The organism is Ralstonia sp. RL, from assembly GCF_001683835.1.
Taxonomy (GTDB): Bacteria; Pseudomonadota; Gammaproteobacteria; order Burkholderiales; family Burkholderiaceae; genus Ralstonia; species Ralstonia mannitolilytica.
Map to the genome: position 1 here is coordinate 1 of NZ_LWRX01000079.1, position 20,005 is coordinate 20,005.

Annotated in this window: 9 protein-coding genes; all 9 read left to right on the plus strand. The window is 66.3% G+C overall.

The features are described 5' to 3' along the window. Positions 1-3,929: DNA-directed RNA polymerase subunit beta (gene rpoB / locus A6M56_RS08015; protein WP_286758022.1), on the plus strand; the 3,929-nt coding region annotated here is incomplete at its 5' end. 123 nt (positions 3,930-4,052) lie between these two features. After that, a complete protein-coding gene (gene rpoC, locus A6M56_RS08020) occupies positions 4,053-8,288 on the plus strand; it encodes a DNA-directed RNA polymerase subunit beta' (RefSeq protein WP_045785064.1) in 4,236 nt (1,411 codons plus the stop codon). A 288-nt stretch (positions 8,289-8,576) separates the two neighbouring features. Continuing rightward, the gene (locus A6M56_RS08025) at positions 8,577-10,433 is read left to right on the plus strand and encodes a DUF2138 domain-containing protein (RefSeq protein WP_102080174.1); all 1,857 of its coding nucleotides are present in this window, start codon (positions 8,577-8,579) and stop codon (positions 10,431-10,433) included. Next, positions 10,430-11,134: a DUF1175 domain-containing protein gene (locus A6M56_RS08030; protein ID WP_062739625.1), complete on the plus strand. Its 705-nt coding sequence runs from the start codon at positions 10,430-10,432 to the stop codon at positions 11,132-11,134. The genes A6M56_RS08025 and A6M56_RS08030 overlap by 4 nt, the downstream gene beginning before the upstream one ends. Positions 11,135-11,142: 8 nt before the next feature. Continuing rightward, the gene (locus tag A6M56_RS08035) at positions 11,143-15,915 is read left to right on the plus strand and encodes an alpha-2-macroglobulin family protein (RefSeq protein WP_102080173.1); all 4,773 of its coding nucleotides are present in this window, start codon (positions 11,143-11,145) and stop codon (positions 15,913-15,915) included. A 6-nt stretch (positions 15,916-15,921) separates the two neighbouring features. Continuing rightward, a complete protein-coding gene (locus A6M56_RS08040; protein WP_102080172.1) occupies positions 15,922-17,652 on the plus strand; it encodes a YfaQ family protein in 1,731 nt (576 codons plus the stop codon). Between the two features lie 8 nt (positions 17,653-17,660). Continuing rightward, the gene (locus A6M56_RS08045; RefSeq protein WP_257984057.1) at positions 17,661-18,452 is read left to right on the plus strand and encodes a YfaP family protein; all 792 of its coding nucleotides are present in this window, start codon (positions 17,661-17,663) and stop codon (positions 18,450-18,452) included. 10 nt (positions 18,453-18,462) lie between these two features. Continuing rightward, complete coding sequence (locus A6M56_RS08050; protein WP_045785058.1) at positions 18,463-19,305, plus strand: YfaP family protein; 843 nt, start codon at positions 18,463-18,465, stop codon at positions 19,303-19,305. A gap of 22 nt (positions 19,306-19,327) precedes the next feature. Next, a complete protein-coding gene (locus A6M56_RS08055; RefSeq protein WP_102080170.1) occupies positions 19,328-19,918 on the plus strand; it encodes a class I SAM-dependent methyltransferase in 591 nt (196 codons plus the stop codon). Positions 19,919-20,005: the final 87 nt, after the last annotated feature.

The following is a 20,005-nucleotide window of genomic DNA, read 5'->3' on the forward strand; positions in this document are numbered from 1 at the left end:
TTTTCCCCATCGTGTCGCACAACGGGCTGGCACGCATGGAGTTCGTGTCGTACCCCCTGTCCAACCCGCCGTTTGACGTCAAGGAATGTCAGCAGCGTGGTCTGACCTATCACTCGGCGCTGCGCGCAAAAGTGCGCCTGATCATCAACGACCGCGAGAACCCCACCAAGGTCAAGGAGATCAAGGAGCAGGAAGTCTACATGGGCGAAATCCCGCTCATGACGTCCACCGGCTCGTTCGTGATCAACGGCACGGAACGTGTGATCGTGTCCCAGCTGCACCGCTCGCCGGGCGTGTTCTTCGAGCACGACAAGGGCAAGACGCACAGCTCGGGCAAACTGCTGTTCTCGGCGCGGATCATTCCGTACCGCGGCTCGTGGCTCGACTTCGAATTCGACCCGAAGGACATCCTGTACTTCCGCGTCGACCGCCGCCGCAAGATGCCGGTGACGATCCTGCTGAAGTCGATCGGCCTGACGCCCGAGCAGATCCTGGCGCACTTCTTCGTGTTCGACAACTTCACGCTAAAGAGCGAAGGCGCGCTGATGGAATTCGTGCCCGAGCGTCTGCGCGGTGAAGTCGCTCGCTTCGACATTACCGACAAGAACGGCAAGGTCGTCGTCGAGAAGGACAAGCGCATCAACGCCAAGCACATCCGTGACCTGGACGCGGCCGGCACCAAGCTGATCAGCGTGCCGGAAGACTACCTGCTCGGCCGCGTGCTGGCGAAGAACATCGTCGATCCGGATACCGGCGAAGTCCTGGCCAACGCCAACGACGAACTCACCGAAGCCGTGCTCGAGAAGCTGCGCGACGCCGACGTGAAGGAAATCCAGACCCTGTACACGAACGATCTGGATCAGGGTCCGTACATCTCGTCCACGCTCCGCACCGACGACACCGCCGACCAGACCGCCGCGCGCATCGCCATCTACCGCATGATGCGCCCCGGCGAGCCGCCGACCGAAGACGCTGTCGAAGCGCTGTTCCAGCGTCTGTTCTACAGCGAAGATTCGTACGATCTGTCGCGCGTGGGCCGCATGAAGGTCAACAGCCGCCTGAACCGCCCGACCGGCGACGGCCCGATGGTGCTCACGGATGAGGACATCCTCGACACGATCAAGCTGCTGGTGAACCTGCGCAACGGCAAGGGTGAAGTCGACGATATCGACCACCTCGGCAACCGTCGCGTGCGCTGCGTCGGCGAACTGGCGGAAAATCAGTTCCGCGCAGGTCTGTCGCGCGTGGAGCGTGCCGTGAAGGAACGTCTGGGCCAGGCCGAGACGGAAAACCTGATGCCGCACGACCTGATCAACTCGAAGCCGATTTCGTCGGCGATCCGCGAGTTCTTCGGTTCGTCGCAGCTGTCGCAGTTCATGGACCAGACCAACCCGCTGTCGGAAGTCACGCACAAGCGTCGTATTTCGGCACTGGGTCCGGGCGGTCTGACGCGCGAGCGTGCGGGCTTTGAAGTCCGCGACGTGCACCCGACCCACTACGGCCGCGTGTGCCCGATCGAAACGCCGGAAGGCCCGAACATTGGTCTGATCAACTCGCTGGCACTGTATGCACGCCTGAACGACTACGGCTTCCTCGAAACGCCGTACCGCAAGGTCGAGAACGGCAAGGTGACCGACGAAGTGCATTACCTGTCGGCCATCGAGGAAGGCAAGTACGTGGTGGCGCAGGCCAACGCGACGGTGGACGAGGACGGCAACCTGATCGACGAACTGGTGTCGGCGCGTGAAGGCAGCGAGCGTGAGACCCGCATGGTCACGCCGGACCGCGTGCAGTACATCGACGTGGCGCCGTCGCAGATCGTGTCGGCTGCAGCCTCCCTGGTGCCGTTCCTTGAGCACGATGACGCGAACCGTGCACTGATGGGCGCAAACATGCAGCGCCAGGCCGTGCCTTGCCTGCGTGCGGACAAGCCGCTGGTCGGTACCGGCATCGAGCGCACCGTTGCGGTCGACTCGGGTACGGCCGTGCAGGCCACGCGCGGCGGCGTCGTCGACTATGTCGATGCCAACCGCGTGGTGATCCGCGTAAACGACGACGAAGCCGTGGCCGGTGAAGTCGGCGTGGATATCTACAACCTGATCAAGTACACGCGTTCGAACCAGAACACGAACATCAACCAGCGTCCGATGGTCAAGGTGGGCGACCACGTGGCCCGCGGCGACGTGATCGCCGACGGCGCCTCGACCGACCTGGGCGAGCTCGCGCTCGGCCAGAACATGCTGGTCGCGTTCATGCCCTGGAACGGCTACAACTTCGAGGATTCGATCCTGATCTCGGAGCGCGTGGTGGCCGAAGACCGCTACACCTCGATCCACATCGAGGAACTGTCGGTCGTGGCCCGCGACACGAAGCTCGGACCGGAAGAAATCACGCGCGACATCTCGAACCTGGCCGAGGCGCAGCTGGCTCGCCTGGACGAATCGGGCATCACGTACATCGGCGCGGAAGTCGAAGCTGGCGACGTGCTGGTCGGCAAGGTCACGCCCAAGGGCGAGACCCAACTGACGCCGGAAGAAAAGCTGCTGCGTGCGATCTTCGGCGAGAAGGCGTCCGACGTGAAGGACACCTCGCTGCGCGTGCCTTCGGGCATGAGCGGTACCGTGATCGACGTGCAGGTCTTCACGCGTGAAGGCGTGACGCGCGACAAGCGTGCCCAGTCCATCATCGACGAAGAGCTGAAGCGCTACCGCCTGGATCTGAACGACCAGCTGCGTATTGTGGAAGGCGATGCCTTCCAGCGTCTGGAGCGTCTGCTGATCGGCAAGGTGGCCAACGGTGGTCCGAAGAAGCTGGCCAAGGGCACCGCGCTCACGAAGGAATACCTGGACGACCTCGACAAGTGGCACTGGTTCGACATCCGCCCGGCGGACGACGACGTGGCCACCCAGCTCGAAGCCGTGAAGGAAGCCATCGAGCAGAAGCGTCACGACTTCGACCTCGCGTTTGAAGAGAAGCGCAAGAAGCTCACGCAAGGCGACGAACTGCCGCCGGGCGTGATCAAGATGGTCAAGGTGTACCTGGCCGTGAAGCGTCGACTGCAGCCTGGCGACAAGATGGCAGGCCGTCACGGTAACAAGGGTGTCGTGTCGAAGATCACCCCGATCGAAGACATGCCGTACATGGCTGACGGTACGCCGGCAGACATCGTGCTGAACCCGCTGGGCGTGCCTTCGCGGATGAACGTGGGCCAGATTCTCGAGACCCACCTGGGCTGGGCCGCACGCGGCCTGGGCGAGCGCATCGGCAACATGCTGAAGGCGCAAGCCAAGGCTGCCGAGATCCGCAAGCTGCTGAACCAGATCTACAACGAAAGCGGCAAGACCGAAGATCTGGACAGCCTGTCGGACGCCGAGATCCTGGAGCTGGCCGAGAACCTGAAGAAGGGCGTGCCGTTTGCGACACCGGTGTTCGACGGTGCGCACGAGGACGAGATCAAGCGCATGCTGGATCTGGCCTACCCGGACGACATCGCCAAGGAAAAGGGCCTGACCGCTTCCAAGCAGCAGGTCACGCTGTACGACGGTCGAACCGGTGAAGCCTTCGAGCGTCCGGTCACGCTGGGCGTGATGCACATGCTGAAGCTGCACCACCTGGTCGACGACAAGATGCATGCGCGTTCGACCGGTCCGTACTCGCTGGTGACACAGCAGCCGCTGGGCGGTAAGGCCCAGTTCGGTGGCCAGCGTTTCGGTGAAATGGAAGTGTGGGCGCTGGAAGCGTACGGCGCGTCGTACGTGCTGCAGGAAATGCTGACCGTGAAGTCGGATGACGTGAACGGCCGGACCAAGGTGTACGAGAACATCGTCAAGGGCGAGCACTCGATCGATGCCGGCATGCCGGAGTCGTTCAACGTGCTGGTGAAGGAAATCCGCTCGCTGGGTATCGACATCGACCTCGAGCGCAACTGAGCGCCGATGGGATGGGGGCGCGGCAGCACGATTGCCGCGCTCCGGTAACAGCAGCCATTGACGAAGATTTAGGGCCGGTGCCCTGGTAGCCGGGGTGCCAGCCTCAAACTCAAGGAGTTTGGAATGAAAGCATTGCTCGACCTATTCCGTCAGGTACAGCAAGAAGAGCAGTTCGACGCGATCAAGATTGGCCTCGCGTCGCCGGAGAAAATCCGTTCGTGGTCGTACGGCGAAGTCAAGAAGCCCGAGACCATCAACTACCGCACGTTCAAGCCTGAGCGCGACGGCCTGTTCTGCGCCAAGATCTTTGGCCCGATCAAGGACTACGAGTGCCTGTGCGGCAAGTACAAGCGCCTGAAGCACCGTGGCGTGATCTGCGAGAAGTGCGGCGTGGAAGTGACGCTGGCCAAGGTGCGCCGCGAGCGCATGGGCCACATCGAACTGGCTGCGCCCACCGCGCACATCTGGTTCCTGAAGTCTCTGCCGTCGCGTCTGGGCATGGTGCTCGACATGACGCTGCGCGACATCGAGCGCGTGCTGTACTTCGAGGCATTCGTCGTGGTCGAGCCGGGCATGACCCCGCTCAAGAAGAGCCAGATCATGTCGGAAGACGACTACCTGGCCAAGTGCGACGAGTACGGCGAGGGTGAGTTCGTCGCCATGATGGGCGCCGAAGGCATCCGCGAGCTGCTGCGCGGCATCGACATCGAGAAGCAGATCGAGACGATCCGCGCCGAGCTGCAGGCCACGGGCTCGGAAGCCAAGATCAAGAAGTTCGCCAAGCGCCTGAAGGTGCTCGAGGCATTCCAGCGTTCGGGCATCAAGCCGGAGTGGATGATCCTCGAAGTGCTGCCGGTGCTGCCGCCAGAACTGCGTCCGCTGGTGCCGCTGGACGGCGGCCGTTTCGCCACGTCGGACCTCAACGACCTGTATCGCCGCGTGATCAACCGGAACAACCGTCTGAAGCGTCTGCTGGAGCTGAAGGCGCCGGAGATCATCGTGCGCAACGAAAAGCGCATGCTGCAGGAAGCCGTGGATTCGCTGCTGGACAACGGCCGTCGCGGCAAGGCGATGACCGGCGCCAACAAGCGTCCGCTGAAGTCGCTGGCGGAAATGATCAAGGGTAAGGGCGGTCGTTTCCGTCAGAACCTGCTGGGCAAGCGCGTGGACTACTCGGGCCGTTCGGTCATCGTGGTGGGCCCGACGCTGAAGCTGCATCAGTGCGGCCTGCCCAAGCTGATGGCGCTCGAGCTGTTCAAGCCGTTCATCTTCCACAAGCTGGAAACGATGGGCATCGCCACCACGATCAAGGCGGCGAAGAAGGAAGTGGAAAGCCAGACCCCGGTGGTGTGGGACATCCTCGAAGAGGTGATCCGTGAACACCCGGTGATGCTGAACCGTGCGCCGACGCTGCACCGTCTGGGTATCCAGGCGTTCGAGCCGGTGCTGATCGAAGGCAAGGCCATCCAGCTGCATCCGCTGGTCTGCGCGGCGTTCAACGCCGACTTCGACGGTGACCAGATGGCCGTTCACGTTCCGCTGTCGCTCGAAGCGCAGATGGAAGCGCGCACGCTGATGCTGGCGTCGAACAACGTGCTGTTCCCGGCCAACGGCGATCCGTCGATCGTGCCGTCGCAAGACGTGGTGCTGGGTCTGTACTACGCGACCCGCGACAAGATCAACGGCAAGGGCGAGGGCATGACCTTCGCCGACATCTCGGAAGTCATCCGCGCCTACGAGAACAAGGAAGTCGAACTGGCTTCGCGCGTGAACGTGCGGATCACCGAGTACGAACTGGTGAACCCGGAAGCCGACGGCGACGCCCGTTTTGCGCCGAAGATCACGCTGCAGTCGACCACGGTCGGCCGCGCGATCCTGTCGGAGATCCTGCCGAAGGGTCTGCCGTTCTCGGTGCTGAACAAGCCGCTGAAGAAGAAGGAAATCTCGCGCCTGATCAACACGGCATTCCGCAAGTGCGGTCTGCGCGAAACCGTGATCTTCGCTGACAAGCTGCTGCAGTCTGGCTTCCGCCTGGCAACGCGCGCCGGTATCTCGATCGCCATCGACGACATGCTGGTGCCGCCGGCCAAGGAGAAGATCATCGCCGAGGCCGCCGCCAAGGTGAAGGAATACGACAAGCAGTACATGTCGGGTCTGGTGACGGACCAGGAGCGTTACAACAACGTCGTGGACATCTGGGGCGCCGCCGGCGACCAGGTGGGCAAGGCGATGATGGAGCAGCTCCAGACCGAAGACGTGGTCGACCGCCACGGCAACACCGTCAAGCAGGAGTCGTTCAACTCCATCTACATGATGGCCGACTCGGGCGCACGGGGTTCCGCGGCGCAGATCCGCCAGCTCGCCGGTATGCGTGGCCTGATGGCCAAGCCGGACGGCTCGATCATCGAAACGCCGATTACCGCGAACTTCCGCGAAGGCCTGAACGTTCTGCAGTACTTCATCTCGACCCACGGTGCACGTAAGGGTCTGGCCGATACGGCACTGAAGACCGCGAACTCGGGTTACCTGACCCGTCGTCTGGTCGACGTGACGCAGGATCTGGTGGTGGTGGAAGACGATTGCGGCACCTCCAACGGCGTGGCTATGAAGGCCTTGGTCGAGGGTGGTGAAGTGATCGAAGCCCTGCGTGACCGTATCCTCGGCCGCGTCACGGCCAACGACGTGGTGAACCCGGAAACGCAGGAAACCGCGATCGAAGCCGGCACGCTGCTTGACGAAGACCTCGTCGACCTGATCGATTCGATCGGCGTGGACGAAGTCAAGGTCCGCACGCCGCTGACCTGCGACACGCGCTACGGCCTGTGCGCCAAGTGCTACGGCCGCGACCTTGGCCGCGGCACGCTGGTGAACTCGGGTGAAGCGGTGGGCGTGATCGCCGCGCAGTCGATCGGCGAGCCGGGCACGCAGCTGACGATGCGTACGTTCCACATCGGTGGTGCGGCATCGCGTGCGGCAGTGGCGTCGAGCGTGGAAGCGAAGGCCACCGGTACCGTGCGCTTCACGGCGACCATGCGTTACGTCACCAACGCGAAGGGCGAGCAGATCGTCATCTCGCGTTCGGGCGAAGCGCTGATCACCGATGACCACGGCCGTGAGCGCGAGCGCCACAAGATTCCGTACGGCGCAACGCTGCTGGTGCAGGATGGCCAGGCCATCAAGGCCGGCACGCAGCTCGCCACGTGGGATCCGCTGACGCGTCCGATCATTTCGGAGTACTCGGGCACCATCAAGTTCGAGAACGTCGAAGAGGGCGTGACCGTCGCCAAGCAGATGGACGAAGTGACCGGCCTGTCGACGCTGGTGGTGATCGACGCCAAGCGTCGCACCTCGGCTTCGAAGGGCATCCGTCCGCAGGTGAAGCTGCTCGATTCGTCGGGCGCCGAAGTGAAGATCCCGGGCACGGACCACTCCGTGACCATCGGCTTCCAGGTGGGCGCGCTGATCACCGTGAAGGACGGTCAGCAAGTGCACGTGGGTGAAGTGCTCGCACGTATTCCGACCGAATCGCAGAAGACGCGTGACATTACCGGTGGTCTGCCGCGTGTGGCCGAGCTGTTCGAAGCGCGTTCGCCGAAGGACGCCGCCGTGCTGGCGGAAGTCACCGGTACCGTCTCGTTCGGCAAGGACACCAAGGGCAAGCAGCGCCTGGTGATCACGGACCTCGACGGCAACGCCCACGAGTTCCTGATTGCCAAGGAAAAGCAGGTGCTGGTGCACGACGGCCAAGTCGTCAACAAGGGCGAGATGATCGTCGAAGGCCCGGCCGACCCGCACGACATCCTGCGTCTGAAGGGGGTGGAAGAACTGGCGACCTACATCGTCGACGAAGTGCAAGACGTGTACCGTCTGCAAGGCGTGAAGATCAACGACAAGCACATCGAGGTGATTGTTCGTCAGATGCTGCGCCGCGTGCAGATCGTCGATGTGGGCGACACCAAGTTCATCCCGGGTGAACAGGTGGAGCGCTCGGAGCTGCTCGACGAGAACGACCGCGTGATCGCGGAAGGCAAGCGTCCGGCAACGTACGAGAACCTGCTGCTGGGTATCACGAAGGCGTCGCTGTCGACCGACAGCTTCATCTCGGCGGCGTCGTTCCAGGAAACCACGCGCGTGCTGACCGAAGCCGCCATCATGGGCAAGGTCGACGACCTGCGTGGTCTGAAGGAAAACGTCATCGTCGGCCGCCTGATCCCGGCGGGTACCGGTCTGGCTTACCACCGCGCCCGCAAGGCCAAGGAAGCCGCCGACCGCGACCGCGCGGCAGCGATCGCCGAGGAAGAAGCCGCTTCGATCTTCGAGACGCCTGTCGCTCACCAGGAGGAAGGCGGCGCAGCCTGAAGCCAGGCAGCGTCCTTCGCATCAAAAGCCCGGCCCCTTTTGGGGTGCCGGGCTTTTTTCTTTTGCCCCCGCGGCTCGCATCGCACCGCGGGCATGGCGCTGCTGGAAGATCGCCGGCACCGGCCAACACCGCTGCACCGTGGCCTCAAACCGGACCGGTGCTGTTGTATTTACCCGTTTTTTCCGCACGTTAACCCGCCTTAACATGCCTGCCGCTATGATCTCGCGGTTATAGACCGGCACATTCTGCAATCGCCGGCCCTCCTCAGTCTTGCCGACGATTCCTCCATGAAGCTCACACGCAAGCAGATCGCCGCCGGCGCGATTGTCCTGGTGGCTGCCGGTGCGGCAGTGGTGCAGATGGTCTGGCACCCGTTTGGCCGCACGCGCGCGCTGCACGCCCGCCAGGTCCAGCTCGACCTGACCTACCCCGATGCGCTCATCGACAGCCAGAGCCTGTCGCAACTGCCGCGCGACGTGCTGCGTGTGCCGCTGCTGCGCGACGTCCTGACCGAAGATTTCGTCGCCTATTACGAAGGCAACGAAGACCGCCTCTCGGTGGCCGGTGCGCTGCGCCGTCTGGCGTACGAGCAGAAGCTCGACCTGGCCGAGACCGTGCTCAGGCACGTGTTTGACGAGCCCGCGCGCGTGATGCTGTGGCGCGGCCCGGACGACAAGCTGCGCTACTGGGTGCTCTCCATGCAGCGCAACGGCCTGGCCAAGGCGCTGGAAGCCGTCGCCACCGTGGCAACGAGCGATGCGCAGCTCAGCAAGGTCGCCGATGGGCTGGGTGATTCGGGCGCGCCGGTCTATGCGCTCAGGCTTTCGGCCACGCGTTCGATCCTGATTGCCAGCAAGGGCGACCGGCTGATCGCGCTGTCCGAGCCGGGCATGCTGCTGGACAAGGACGGCAAGCCGATTGCCAAGCAGGCGAACGCGCTGGCGGCGCTGTTCTCCAACGATGCGGACAAGCGCAACGTGCAGGGCACGGCGTACGCGCTGCCCGCGCAGCAGCCGACGGGCCATCACGTTGTGGTGAGCGCCAACTATCTGTCGTTCGGCTATCAGCAGTACTTCCCCGGCATTGAAGCGCTGCGTTTCGACTTCGGTGCGGGCAAAGACGGCGTGGGCAACGGCTGGCAGAGCGCCGCGCTCATCGACCCGGCCCGGTTGTCGGCCAAGTGGGACAACGCCGGACTCTGGCGCGCGCTGCCGTCTGACCCTGCCGCGTGCGCCACGCTGCCGGTCGACTGGAAGGCCGCCGGCACGCTGCTGAAGTCCGTGGCGGGCGACGCCAAGGAAATCAGCGACGCCGCCGCGCATGTCGGCGATGCATTTGCGGGCCCGGCGGCTGCGTGCTGGTACGGCAAGTCGTCGCTGGTGGCGCCGTTGTTCGTGGCGAAGCTGGCATCGGCGTCGCAGGCCGAGGCGGTCAAGCCGGCGCTCGGCGCGCTGTTCGGCCAGATTGTCGGTTCGTACGAAGCCAAGGCGCAGGCCGACGACAAGTCCGGTCCGTACAAGCGCCTGCCGGTGACGACAAAGCAAGGCCCCGCCAACGCCACGCTGTGGCAGCGCCCGGTCAGCGCGCGCTACGGTACAGCGCAATCGGCTGGCGCACCGTTTGCGGCGCAGCTGTCGGCGGATCGCTACTTCCCGGTCACGCTGGCGATTGCGGGTGACGTGGTCGTGTTCTCGCCGGACGCGCGCCTCGTTGAAGACGCCCTGGCGGTGCTCGCCAAGCGCTTCCCCGCCGTGGCAGATAGCCTGCCGAAGGACAAGACCGATCGCATCGTCCTGACGATGACGCCCGCAGCGCTCGCGCCGCTGGTTCGCCGCGAAGCCGCGGCCGCGCTGCCCGCCGATCAGGAAGCGGTGTTCCTGAACGCGGCACAGACGCATCTGTTTCCGAAGCTGAAAGCACTGTCGCGGTACGCGCCGGTATCGCTGGCGCTGGACGGCGGTGTGCCGTCGGCGCGCGGCTGGGTGCCGGTGACGTGGCTGTCGAGCGGCCGCGGTCTGCCTGCCGGTGGCGATGGCACGCCGCCCCCGGCTGACGCAACGGCAGCGCAAGCCCCGTCGGCCGACGCGCCCGCCACAGTGGCTGCGGCGCCCGCCTCCGAAGACAACACCAGCATGCAGCAATGACGTTGCGCGCCCAGGCCGCCGCGTTGAACCGCCGCCGTTGGTTGACGGCGGCGGGCGCCTGCCTGCTCGCTCCGTCTGTGCATGCGCTGTCGGGCTGGGCCGACACGGCTCCGGCGGATGCCGATGCCCTTACGGCGGACCAATCGAGCGTGTTTCGCGCGTGGTTCGTTCGCATCGTCAACGAGCAGCTTCGCCAAGGCCCGACCCCGCGCTGGACGCACCGTGACTGCGCCGGCCTCGTGCGCTTTGCCGCCGGCGAGGCGCTGCGCCCCCACGACGCCCGCTGGCTGCGCGCCAACGGCATGCGCGATGCGGAATCCACACGGCAACTGCCGCCCGAGCTGAATCTCACGCCCGCCCAACGCACGCTTACGCAGCGGTGGGCACGCTTCGATGGCAGCACCGGCGCGTATGTCTCGGCGCTGGGGCTCATCCAGCAGAACAGCCGCTTCATCGCCAAGGACGTCAACCAGGCGCTCCCGGGCGATCTGCTCTTCTTCGATCAAGGCGACGACCAGCATCTGATGATCTGGATGGATCGCTACATCGCTTACCACACCGGCACCGTCACCCGCACCGACAACGGCCTGCGCGCGGTCCCGGTTTCTGAACTGATGCAATGGAAAGACTCGCGCTGGCAGCCGCAGAGCGGCAACCCCAACTTCATCGGCGTGTTTCGTCTGGCCTTTTTGACACGGTAGAAAAACGCATGCGCAACCGTTGGCTGTCGTTCAATCTCGTTGCCGCCGTCTGCGTGACGGTGCTGGCGTTGGTCGCTTCGGTGCCCGCAGCGCACGCGGCAGACGCGCCGAACCCAACGCTGTTCGACGTACCGGGCAGCGGCTACGAGCCGATCAAGGGCCAGCCGTTCTTCCTGCTCTCCGATGCGAGCTACGGCACCGATCAGGAAGCGCTGGTCCGCCTCGAAGCCCCGGGCCGCGAATACAAGGACGAACTCTCCCGCTACGGCGGCGCAGACATCCTCGTCTACCGCGTGCCGCAGCCGCTGGAGTTTCTGAAGGCGCAGAAGAACCTGCACCGCATCGACGTCAAGGCCAACTACACGGGCGAAGGCCTGGCCAACACGCTCGCCTATCTGTGGGACAACTGGACGCGCCAAGCCCGCCGTGCCTGGCAGCGCGTGTTGTCGTTCGCCACACGCAGCAAGGCCGTGGAGACCGCGCCGCAGTTCAGCATGGGCGACCAGATGACCGCGCCCACGCGCTTCTCGAACAACCCGCAATACGCGCCGCTCAAGGGCTACGAGCTGCTGGGCCGCTTCCGCTACCCGATCTGGGATGCCAAGCCGATCGCGCCGCCCAAGGACGTGAAGCTCGAAGGCAGCAGCAGCGAATGGATGCCGCAGAACGCCGGCAACGTGATGATCCCGGTCGGCAAGCTGCCGGCGGGTCTGTACATCGTTGAAGCCGTGATTGGGGCGTACCGTGCGCACACGCTGCTATTCGTGTCGGACACCGTGGCCGTCACCAAGGGCACGTCGCAAGGGATGATGGTGTGGACGGCCGAACGCAAGAGCGGCAAGCCCGTCGGCGGCGCGTCGGTGAGCTGGACGGACGGCGTCGGTGTGCTGGCCTCGGGCACCACCGAAGCGGACGGCACGGCCGATCTGCGTCACGTGTCGCCTGAACGCAGCTACGTGATCGGCAGCGACCGCGCGGGCGGCGTGTTCATCTCCGAGAATTTCTATTACGACAGCGAGATCTACAACACCAAGCTGTACGCCTTCACCGATCGCCCGCTGTATCGGCCGGGCGACGAAGTGAGCGTCAAGTTCATCGGCCGCAATTTCAAGAACGCGACCGAGTCGACCGCGCCGGCGGCCGGCGACATCAAGTTGCAAGTGCTCGACCCGAACGGTGCGCCTGTGGCTACGACGACCACGCGCCTGACGGGCGAGACGGGCGCTGACGCGCGCTTTACGCTGCCGTCCAACGCGCCGGCCGGCGGCTACTCGCTGCGCTTCGACTACAACGGCGGCACCTACGGCGGCGCCTTCCGTGTGGCTGAATACATCAAGCCGCACTTTGACGTGAACCTGTCGCTCGACAAGGCCAGCTACGGCACGGGCGAAGCGGTCAAGGGCAAGATCAGCCTGCGCTATCCGGACGGCAAGCCGGTCAAGAACGGCAAGGTGTCGGTCAGCCTGCGCGCGCAACAGGTGACGATGGTGGAGGGCGAGCTGCGTTACGCGGGCCTGTTCCCCGTCAAGCTGGAGCAGCAGGAGCTTGTCACCGATGGCGACGGCAACGCCAAGCTGGAGCTGCCCGCCGCCAAGGAACCGAGCCGCTACGTCGTGACCGTGTTTGCCAACGATGGCGCGGCGTACCGCGTGAAGGTCACGCGCGAATTGCTGATCGCCCGTGGCGCGACGCCGTACAAGCTGTCGACCACGTCGAACTTCACCACGCCGGGGCAGAACGTGTCGTTCACGCTCACGCCGATGCCGGTTGTGGGTGGCGCAAGCGGTGCCAGCGCGCCGCCCGCCAAGTGGGACCTGGTGCGCCTGGAAACGCGTACCCGCACGGAAGGCACGCTCGCGCCGGATGCCAAGGGCAACGCCACGTTCCCGGTCAAGTTTGACCAGCCGGGCTCATACACGCTGTCGGTGCGTGATGCTGCTGGCAACCTGCTCGCCGCATCGAGCCACTGGGTGGCCGGCGACGGCGTGCAGACCGTGCCGGGCAACATCGAGATGGTGTTCGACCGCGATCGCTACCAGATTGGCGACACGGCCGAAGCGCTGATCACGTTCCCCCTGCCGGTGGACGACGCGCTGCTCACGCTCGAGCGCGACAAGGTCGAGCGCCACGCCCTGCTCACGCGCGGCGGCGAATGGCTGAGCCTGCAGAAGGTCACGCCGTCGCAGTACCGCGCGCGCATCAAGATCGGTGCAGAGTTCGCGCCCAACATGACGTTCTCAGTGCTGTACGTGCGCGACGGCGACATGGTGTTCCAGAACGCCGGCATCGTCGTCACGCAACCGACGCTGGACCTGGGCGTGCATGCGGACAAGGCCGTCTACGCGCCGGGCGAGACCGTCACGCTGGACCTGACCAGCGCGCTGGCGGGCAAGCCTGTGCCGGCCAACCTGACCGTCTCGGTGGTCGACGAAATGATCTACGTGCTGCAGCCTGAAGTGGCGCCCAGCATCGTCGACTTCTTCTATCACCCGCGCCGCAACAGCGTGCGCACCACGTCGAGCCAGAGTTTCATCAGCTATGACCTCGCGCTTGCGTCGCTGCCGGGCAAGCCGGGCGGCACGTACGGCCGTCATAACGAGCGCGGCGTGAAGGTGCTCGAACGCCCGCGCCGCGACGAGAAGGACACCGCTGCCTGGGTCGCCAACCTGCAGACCGGCGCCGATGGCCGTGCGCGCATGACCTTCAAGATGCCGGATTCGCTGGCGCGCTGGCGCATCACGGTGCGCGCGGTGTCCACCACCGGCACATCGGACGGCATCGTTGGCCAGCGCACGGCGAGCATCCGCTCCGACAAGCCGCTGTACCTCAAGTGGACCGGCCCGCAGCGCTTCCGCGAAAGCGATCAGCCGCGCCTGGACATGGTCGCCTTCAACCAGACCGACAAGGACATCACCGCCGACTGGATCGTCTCGGGCGCCGGCCTGAACATCAACCAGCGCGTGACGCTCAAGCGCGGCGCCAACTACCTGCGCGCGCCCGTCACGGCGCTGCAGGCGGGTGTGGTCAATGCCGAGCTGAAGCAGGACGACAAGGTGTCGGACCGCCTGCAGACCACGCTCAGGCTGGATGCGACCGGCTGGCTGGCGGACCGCGAAAACGTCGTCCCGCTCACGCAGTTGCAAGGCACGCGCCTGCCGCTGGGCCTGCCCGCCGATGCGCGCGACGTGCGTCTGCGCGTGGTCGGCAACACGGCCAGCCAGTTTGCTCGTGTGGCCGATGACCTCATCGAATATCCGTACGGTTGCGCCGAGCAGACCGCCAGCCGGCTGATTCCGCTGGCACTGGCCCAGCAGAGTCTGGCGGCCACTGGCACGCGCCTCGGCGACGGCGGCCCGGCCGGCACCCAGGGCGTCGACGCGCTGCTGCGCACGCAACGCCAGCGTCTGGCCCTGCTGGCCGGCACCAACGGCACCTTCGGCTGGTGGGGCGAGCTGACCACCAGTAGCGCGCTGATCACGTCGTATGCGTATTACGCGGATTGGCTTGCCAGCCGTTCAGTCGGCATCAGCCTGCCGGCAGACAACTGGAAGCAGGTGCTCGAAGCCTACAAGCGCACCAGCCAGAACGAGCCGCTGCTGCACCGCGCGCTGGCGCTGTGGTTCGCCAACGAGATGGGCTTGCCCGTGGCGACGCCGCTGTCGGGCGTGGCGAACGAGCTTGCGCCCAGCGGCGGTAAGGCGCCCAAGGCCTCGGCCGACGCCGACCCCGCCGCGGGCGACAGCCTGATCTTCGTGGCGCCGGATTCGCCGCGCGGCCGTCAGGTGGCGACGGTGCTGACGGCACAGCTGATGCGCCAAGTCGGCCAGCCGGTGCCGGAAGCGCTGGTCTCCGCTGACATCGCCGCGCGCAATGCGTTGGCTGCCGACACTTCTCCGCTGGTGCAAAGCCTGCTGCTGATGGGCGGTGGCCGCTCGGCTGCCGACCCGGCACCGCTGCTGGCCCGCGCCAGCGCCGCCATGCCGACGATGGATCGCGCTGTGGCGCTGGTCTGGCTGCAGAAGGGTTTGGGCGGCCTGCAAGGCGCCAGCGTTGCCACCATCCAGCCCGCCGTCTCGGCGGGCGGCTGGCTGGCGACGCGCTCGCCGGTCGGTGTGCCGACGTGGCGCTGGACCGGCGCGCAAGCCCCCGCCGCGCTGGACCTGACGACGGCGCCGACCGATGTGACCACGCAATCGGCCATCGTGTCGTACCGCAGCCGCGCGCCGGAAGCGTCCAGGCTGCCGATCACGGTCGAGCGCAAGCTGTATCGCCTGGAGCCGACGGACGCGCCCAAGGCCGACACGAAGGCCGCCAAGCAGCCCGTAGCCGGCGCGGGCAGCACCAGCGGCATCACGCTCAAGGCCAAGCCGGTCAAGCCGGGCGACACGCTCGACAGCAATGCGCTCTACGTCGACGAGGTCGTGCTGACGCCGCGCCAGGGCACGTACCGCTACGGCCTGGTCGAGGTGCCGCTGCCGCCGGGCGCCGAAGTGGAGGCCACCACGTGGGGCATCCAGATCGACGGGCTGAAGGGTGAGCCGAACGAAGGCAACGGCCCGCAGCCGTTCGAGCGCAAGGCCGCGTATGAAATGGGTCAGCTCTCGTACAACCAGCCGGTGCCCGCGCTGGAGCGCCCGACCGTGCTGCGGCAGCTCGTGCGCTTCTCGCTGCCGGGCCGCTTTGCGCTGCCGCCGGTGCGCTACTTCCGCATGTACCAGCCGGAAGCCAAGGCGTTCCAGGGCGACGGCAAGACGGCCAGCTATCCGTTCAAGGTGGAGTGATCGGCGATGCCTTCCCGCCTGCTTGCGCGCGGTGTGCTGACCGGCCTGCTCTGGGCTGGCGGCGCGCTCGCGCTTGCCGGGCAGGCCGGACACGCCATCGCCGCGCCGGTTGGCCAGCCGGTTCCGCCACTGAAATATGCCGCGTTGCAGGGCGATGACGCCAAGCTCTGGCAGTTCAGCGCTGACCCCGCCGGCGGCATGCCGCAAGCCACTGCGTTGCCGCGCGACACCGAAACACCGCTCGGCAGCGTCTGGAAACTCTTCGTCTACAGCTACCTCGTCTCGCGCCGCATCAGCACGCCCGACTACACGTGCCACGGTAACGACCCCGAAGAGGTCTACTGCTGCACCGCCGGCAACAGCATCGACCGCGAGCGCGCGCTCATCCAGTCGTGCGGACGCTATTTCGAACCGGCGCGTCTCGGACTGGACCGCGCGGATTGGCGGCGCTTCTGGCAGCAAGCCGCGTCGCCCACGTGGCTGCGCGAGCTGCGAGCCATGCAGCCGACGCATCGCGTGCCGGTCGCCGATCTGCTCGCGGCATTGCGCAGCGTGCCGGCGGAGGGCCGCGAGACCGCCGCGCAAACGCTCATTTCCGTGCTGACCATCGGGCGGGGCGAGGGCACGGTCTCGCACTTCGGTGGCCTGCTGCGCGCCAAGACGTGGACGATGCCCGACCCGCAGCGGCCGGGCGCGTCAATCGGCGGGGCCGCGGGCTGGCTGGCCGACGGCACGCCCGTCTGGCTCGGCGGTGCCGGATCGAGCAACCAGGTGCTGGCCGCTGCCGCACCGCGCCTGACGCCGCTGATCGAACGGACGCCCGTGCCCGACGACGATGCCTGTGTCGAGGTGGACTTCTTTGCGCGCTATCCGATTCGCGAGGTGCGCGACGCCAGCGGCAAGCCGGTCGCCGCCGGTCGCCTGGAAGGCCGCTACGCCGTGCGCTTCGTCAACGGCAACACGCTGCCGATCGAGAGCCGGGGCGAGTTGACGCTCGCGCGCCCGAACAACGTGCCCGTCATCACTGGCCGCCTGGGCATGAACGATTACGTGGCGCGCGTGGTCGAGCGCGAAGGCGAGCTTGCCGAGCCGCAGGCCGCGCGTGCGTTGGCCGTGGCGGCGCGCAGCTACCTCGTGCAGCACGCCTCGCGTGACAAGGGCTGCTACCGCATCGCCGACAGCTCACGCACGCAGCGCGTGCTGCCGCGCCCGCCGCAGGCCGCTGCGCGCAACGCAGCCGAATTTACTGACGCGCTGGTGCTGACCGGCCAGTCCGTGCAGTACCACGGCACCATCAGCGCGCGCGGCCAGATGAGCTGGACCGCGGCGCGCGCCGCCGCGCAACGCGGCCAGGGGTTCGACGCGATCCTCGCGCAGTGGTGGCCGCAGGCGACGCTCACGTCGTTCCAGAGCCCGGTGGGGGGAGATTGCTCACCGGTGGCGGGTGCGCAGCAGTGGCTGCAGGCGCGCGCGCCGGGTTGGTCGGCCCGCCTGGCTGCCGAGCCGGGTTACGAGGCGCCGCCGCTGCCCGCCGTGTGCGTCGTGCACGAGGGCCGGCCGTACGCTGATGCACGCCGCAACCGGCTCTACGTGCACCGGCTTGCGACCGAGGAAGACCGCATCGCGCTGACGCACGAATATCTGCACCTTGCCTTTGCGCGCCACCCGCGCGGGCAGGACGAACAGTTTGTCGAGGCGATGGCGCGTCGCCTGATCCGAGGGGAGGGTTTGCTGTGAAGAGTGGGATGACGCGCTTGGCGCTGGGCACCGTTGCGCTGCTGCTGGCCGCTTCGGCGCTGGCTGAGCCGGTGGCCGATCTGGAAGGGCCGATCGGCGGCTGGCGCAACAGCAAGCTGACCAACGAGCTGGAGCAATACACCGCGGCGTATCCAAAACCGCCCGTGGACCGTGGCGCGCAAAAGTACCGCACGCTCATCGCCGGACGCCTCCGCGCGGCCGGCAAGCAACGCCGCCCGCCGGTGCTTGTCGTCAACGGCAACGCCATGCCGCTGTATGGCGATGGCGAAGGCCGCTTCGCCCGCCCCTGGGCGTTCGGCCCGGGCTCGAACAGCGTCGAAATCGTCAGTGCCGACGGCCAGTCGCGCCAACGCCTGCAGTTCTACGAGGCGGACACCACCAAGACGTCGGCCAAGCTGCGCGCCATCCTCACGTGGGACGACCCGCGCGCCGAGGTCGACATGCACGTCATTTCGCCGATTGGCGATCACGCGTTCTGGGCGCAACCGCTGCTGTCCGACGGCGGCGGCCTCGACGTGGACAGCGTCGACGGTGCCGGGCCGGAGATCTTCTCGACCGCCGCGCCGCGCCCCGGCGTGTGGCTGTTCTACGTGAACTACTGGGGCAACTTCAACGCCGGCGGCTACAACTTCGACGAAAAAGCGCACGACCGCGATCTCATCACCGCGCAACTGACGCTCATCTATAACGAGAACACGCCCAACGAGCGGCGCGAGTTCGTGACCGTACCGCTGCGCAAGATCGGTGAGCTGGCGCTGATGAAATCGATCCGCTTCTAAGGCGATCCGCATGACGCTTTCCACTTTCCGTCTTGCCGTCGCGATTGCGCTGGCCACGTTTGCGGCCGCGGGCAGCGTGCTCGCGCAAACCGACACCGGCAATGTCGAGATCGCCGCGCCGCTCAACGGCTGGCGCAATTCCGCGGGCGACGAGTCCCGCTACACGCAGGACGTGCATTACCCGGCGGTGTCGGTGTCCACGCCGCAAGGGCAGGGCGTGGCGTCGATGATCGCCGGGCGCATCCGCAACCAGCCGAAGGCGGCCGCAGCAACCGACGAGAACAAGCCGCGCCGCCGCCGTGGCGCCGATGGCGCGTCGGTCGGCACGCTGATCGTCAACGGCGTGGCCATGCCGCAGCGCATCGAGGCCGACGGCACGTTCTCGCGTCCGTACGCATTTGGCGCGGGCAGCAACAGCGTCGAGGTGCGCAGCGCGCGCGGCGACGCCAAGCGCGTGCAGTTCTACGACAGCTACACCGGCAAGCAGCGTCCGCGCTTGCGCGTGGTCCTCGCGTGGGACACCGACGGCACCGATCTCGACCTGCATGTCATCTCGCCCGACGGTCAGCACGCCTGGTACGGCAACCGCGTCGTTGAAAACGGCGGCGCGCTCGACGTGGACGTCACCACTGGCTACGGGCCCGAGATCTATTCGAACCCGGCGCCGGTGCCCGGCACGTACCTCGTCTACGTGAACTATTACGGCAGCGGCAACGACCGCAGCGCGATCACCACCGCCACCGTCACCATCATCACCGACGAGAACACGCCGTCCGAACGCCAGCAGACGTTTGTTGTGCCGATGCGCAAGGCCGGCGATCTGACGCTGCTCCGCAGTTTCACGATGAAGTAGCCCACACGATTCCGGAGTCGCCATGGACACGCAGACCGTTGCCGCCTACGACGCGCTCGCCCAAACCTTCGCGCAGGAGTGGCGCGACCAGCCGGCGCCTGAAGACCTGTACGCGCTGCTGCGCCGCGAGTTCAAGGCAGGCGGTGCCACCGCCGACATCGGCTGCGGCGCGGGGCGCGAGGTGGCGTGGCTCAACGCCAACGGTTACCCGGCGGTCGGCTACGACGCGTCTGCCGCGCTGCTGGAAGCGGCACGCGAGCAATATCCAGGGCTGTCGTTCCGGCAGGCGGTCTTGCCTGAATTGGTCGGCATTGCCGAAGGTGCGTTCGACAACGTCCTCTGCGAGACCGTCATCATGCATCCGCCGCCCGAGCAGATTGGTGCGGCGGTGCAGCGGCTGGTGTCGTTGCTGCGCCCGGGCGGCACGCTGTATCTGAGCTGGCGCGTCACGCCCGACGCCGACCAGCGCGATGGGCGCGGCCGGCTGTTCACGTCGTTCGATGCGGCGCCCGTGCGCGAGGCGCTGGCCGGCACTGAAGTGGTTTTCGACGAAGCGGCCGTTAGCCAATCGTCGGGGCGGACAATCCATCGCATCGTTGCGCGCAAGGTCTGACCGCAGCGTTTCCGACAATCCGACTGTCCTGATTGACCGCCCCTCGGCGGGGTTTGTCACAATAGCGGTTTCGCCCAGCCCGCGCGT

Excerpts from the sequence above, each read along its gene's own strand:
- rpoC (WP_045785064.1), top strand. The coding sequence starts at position 4,053 with ATGAAAGCATTGCTCGACCTATTCCGTCAGGTACAGCAAGAAGAGCAG.
- A6M56_RS08025 (WP_102080174.1), top strand. The coding sequence starts at position 8,577 with ATGAAGCTCACACGCAAGCAGATCGCCGCCGGCGCGATTGTCCTGGTG.
- A6M56_RS08030 (WP_062739625.1), top strand. The coding sequence starts at position 10,430 with ATGACGTTGCGCGCCCAGGCCGCCGCGTTGAACCGCCGCCGTTGGTTG.
- A6M56_RS08035 (WP_102080173.1), top strand. The coding sequence starts at position 11,143 with ATGCGCAACCGTTGGCTGTCGTTCAATCTCGTTGCCGCCGTCTGCGTG.
- A6M56_RS08040 (WP_102080172.1), top strand. The coding sequence starts at position 15,922 with ATGCCTTCCCGCCTGCTTGCGCGCGGTGTGCTGACCGGCCTGCTCTGG.
- A6M56_RS08045 (WP_257984057.1), top strand. The coding sequence starts at position 17,661 with ATGACGCGCTTGGCGCTGGGCACCGTTGCGCTGCTGCTGGCCGCTTCG.
- A6M56_RS08050 (WP_045785058.1), top strand. The coding sequence starts at position 18,463 with ATGACGCTTTCCACTTTCCGTCTTGCCGTCGCGATTGCGCTGGCCACG.
- A6M56_RS08055 (WP_102080170.1), top strand. The coding sequence starts at position 19,328 with ATGGACACGCAGACCGTTGCCGCCTACGACGCGCTCGCCCAAACCTTC.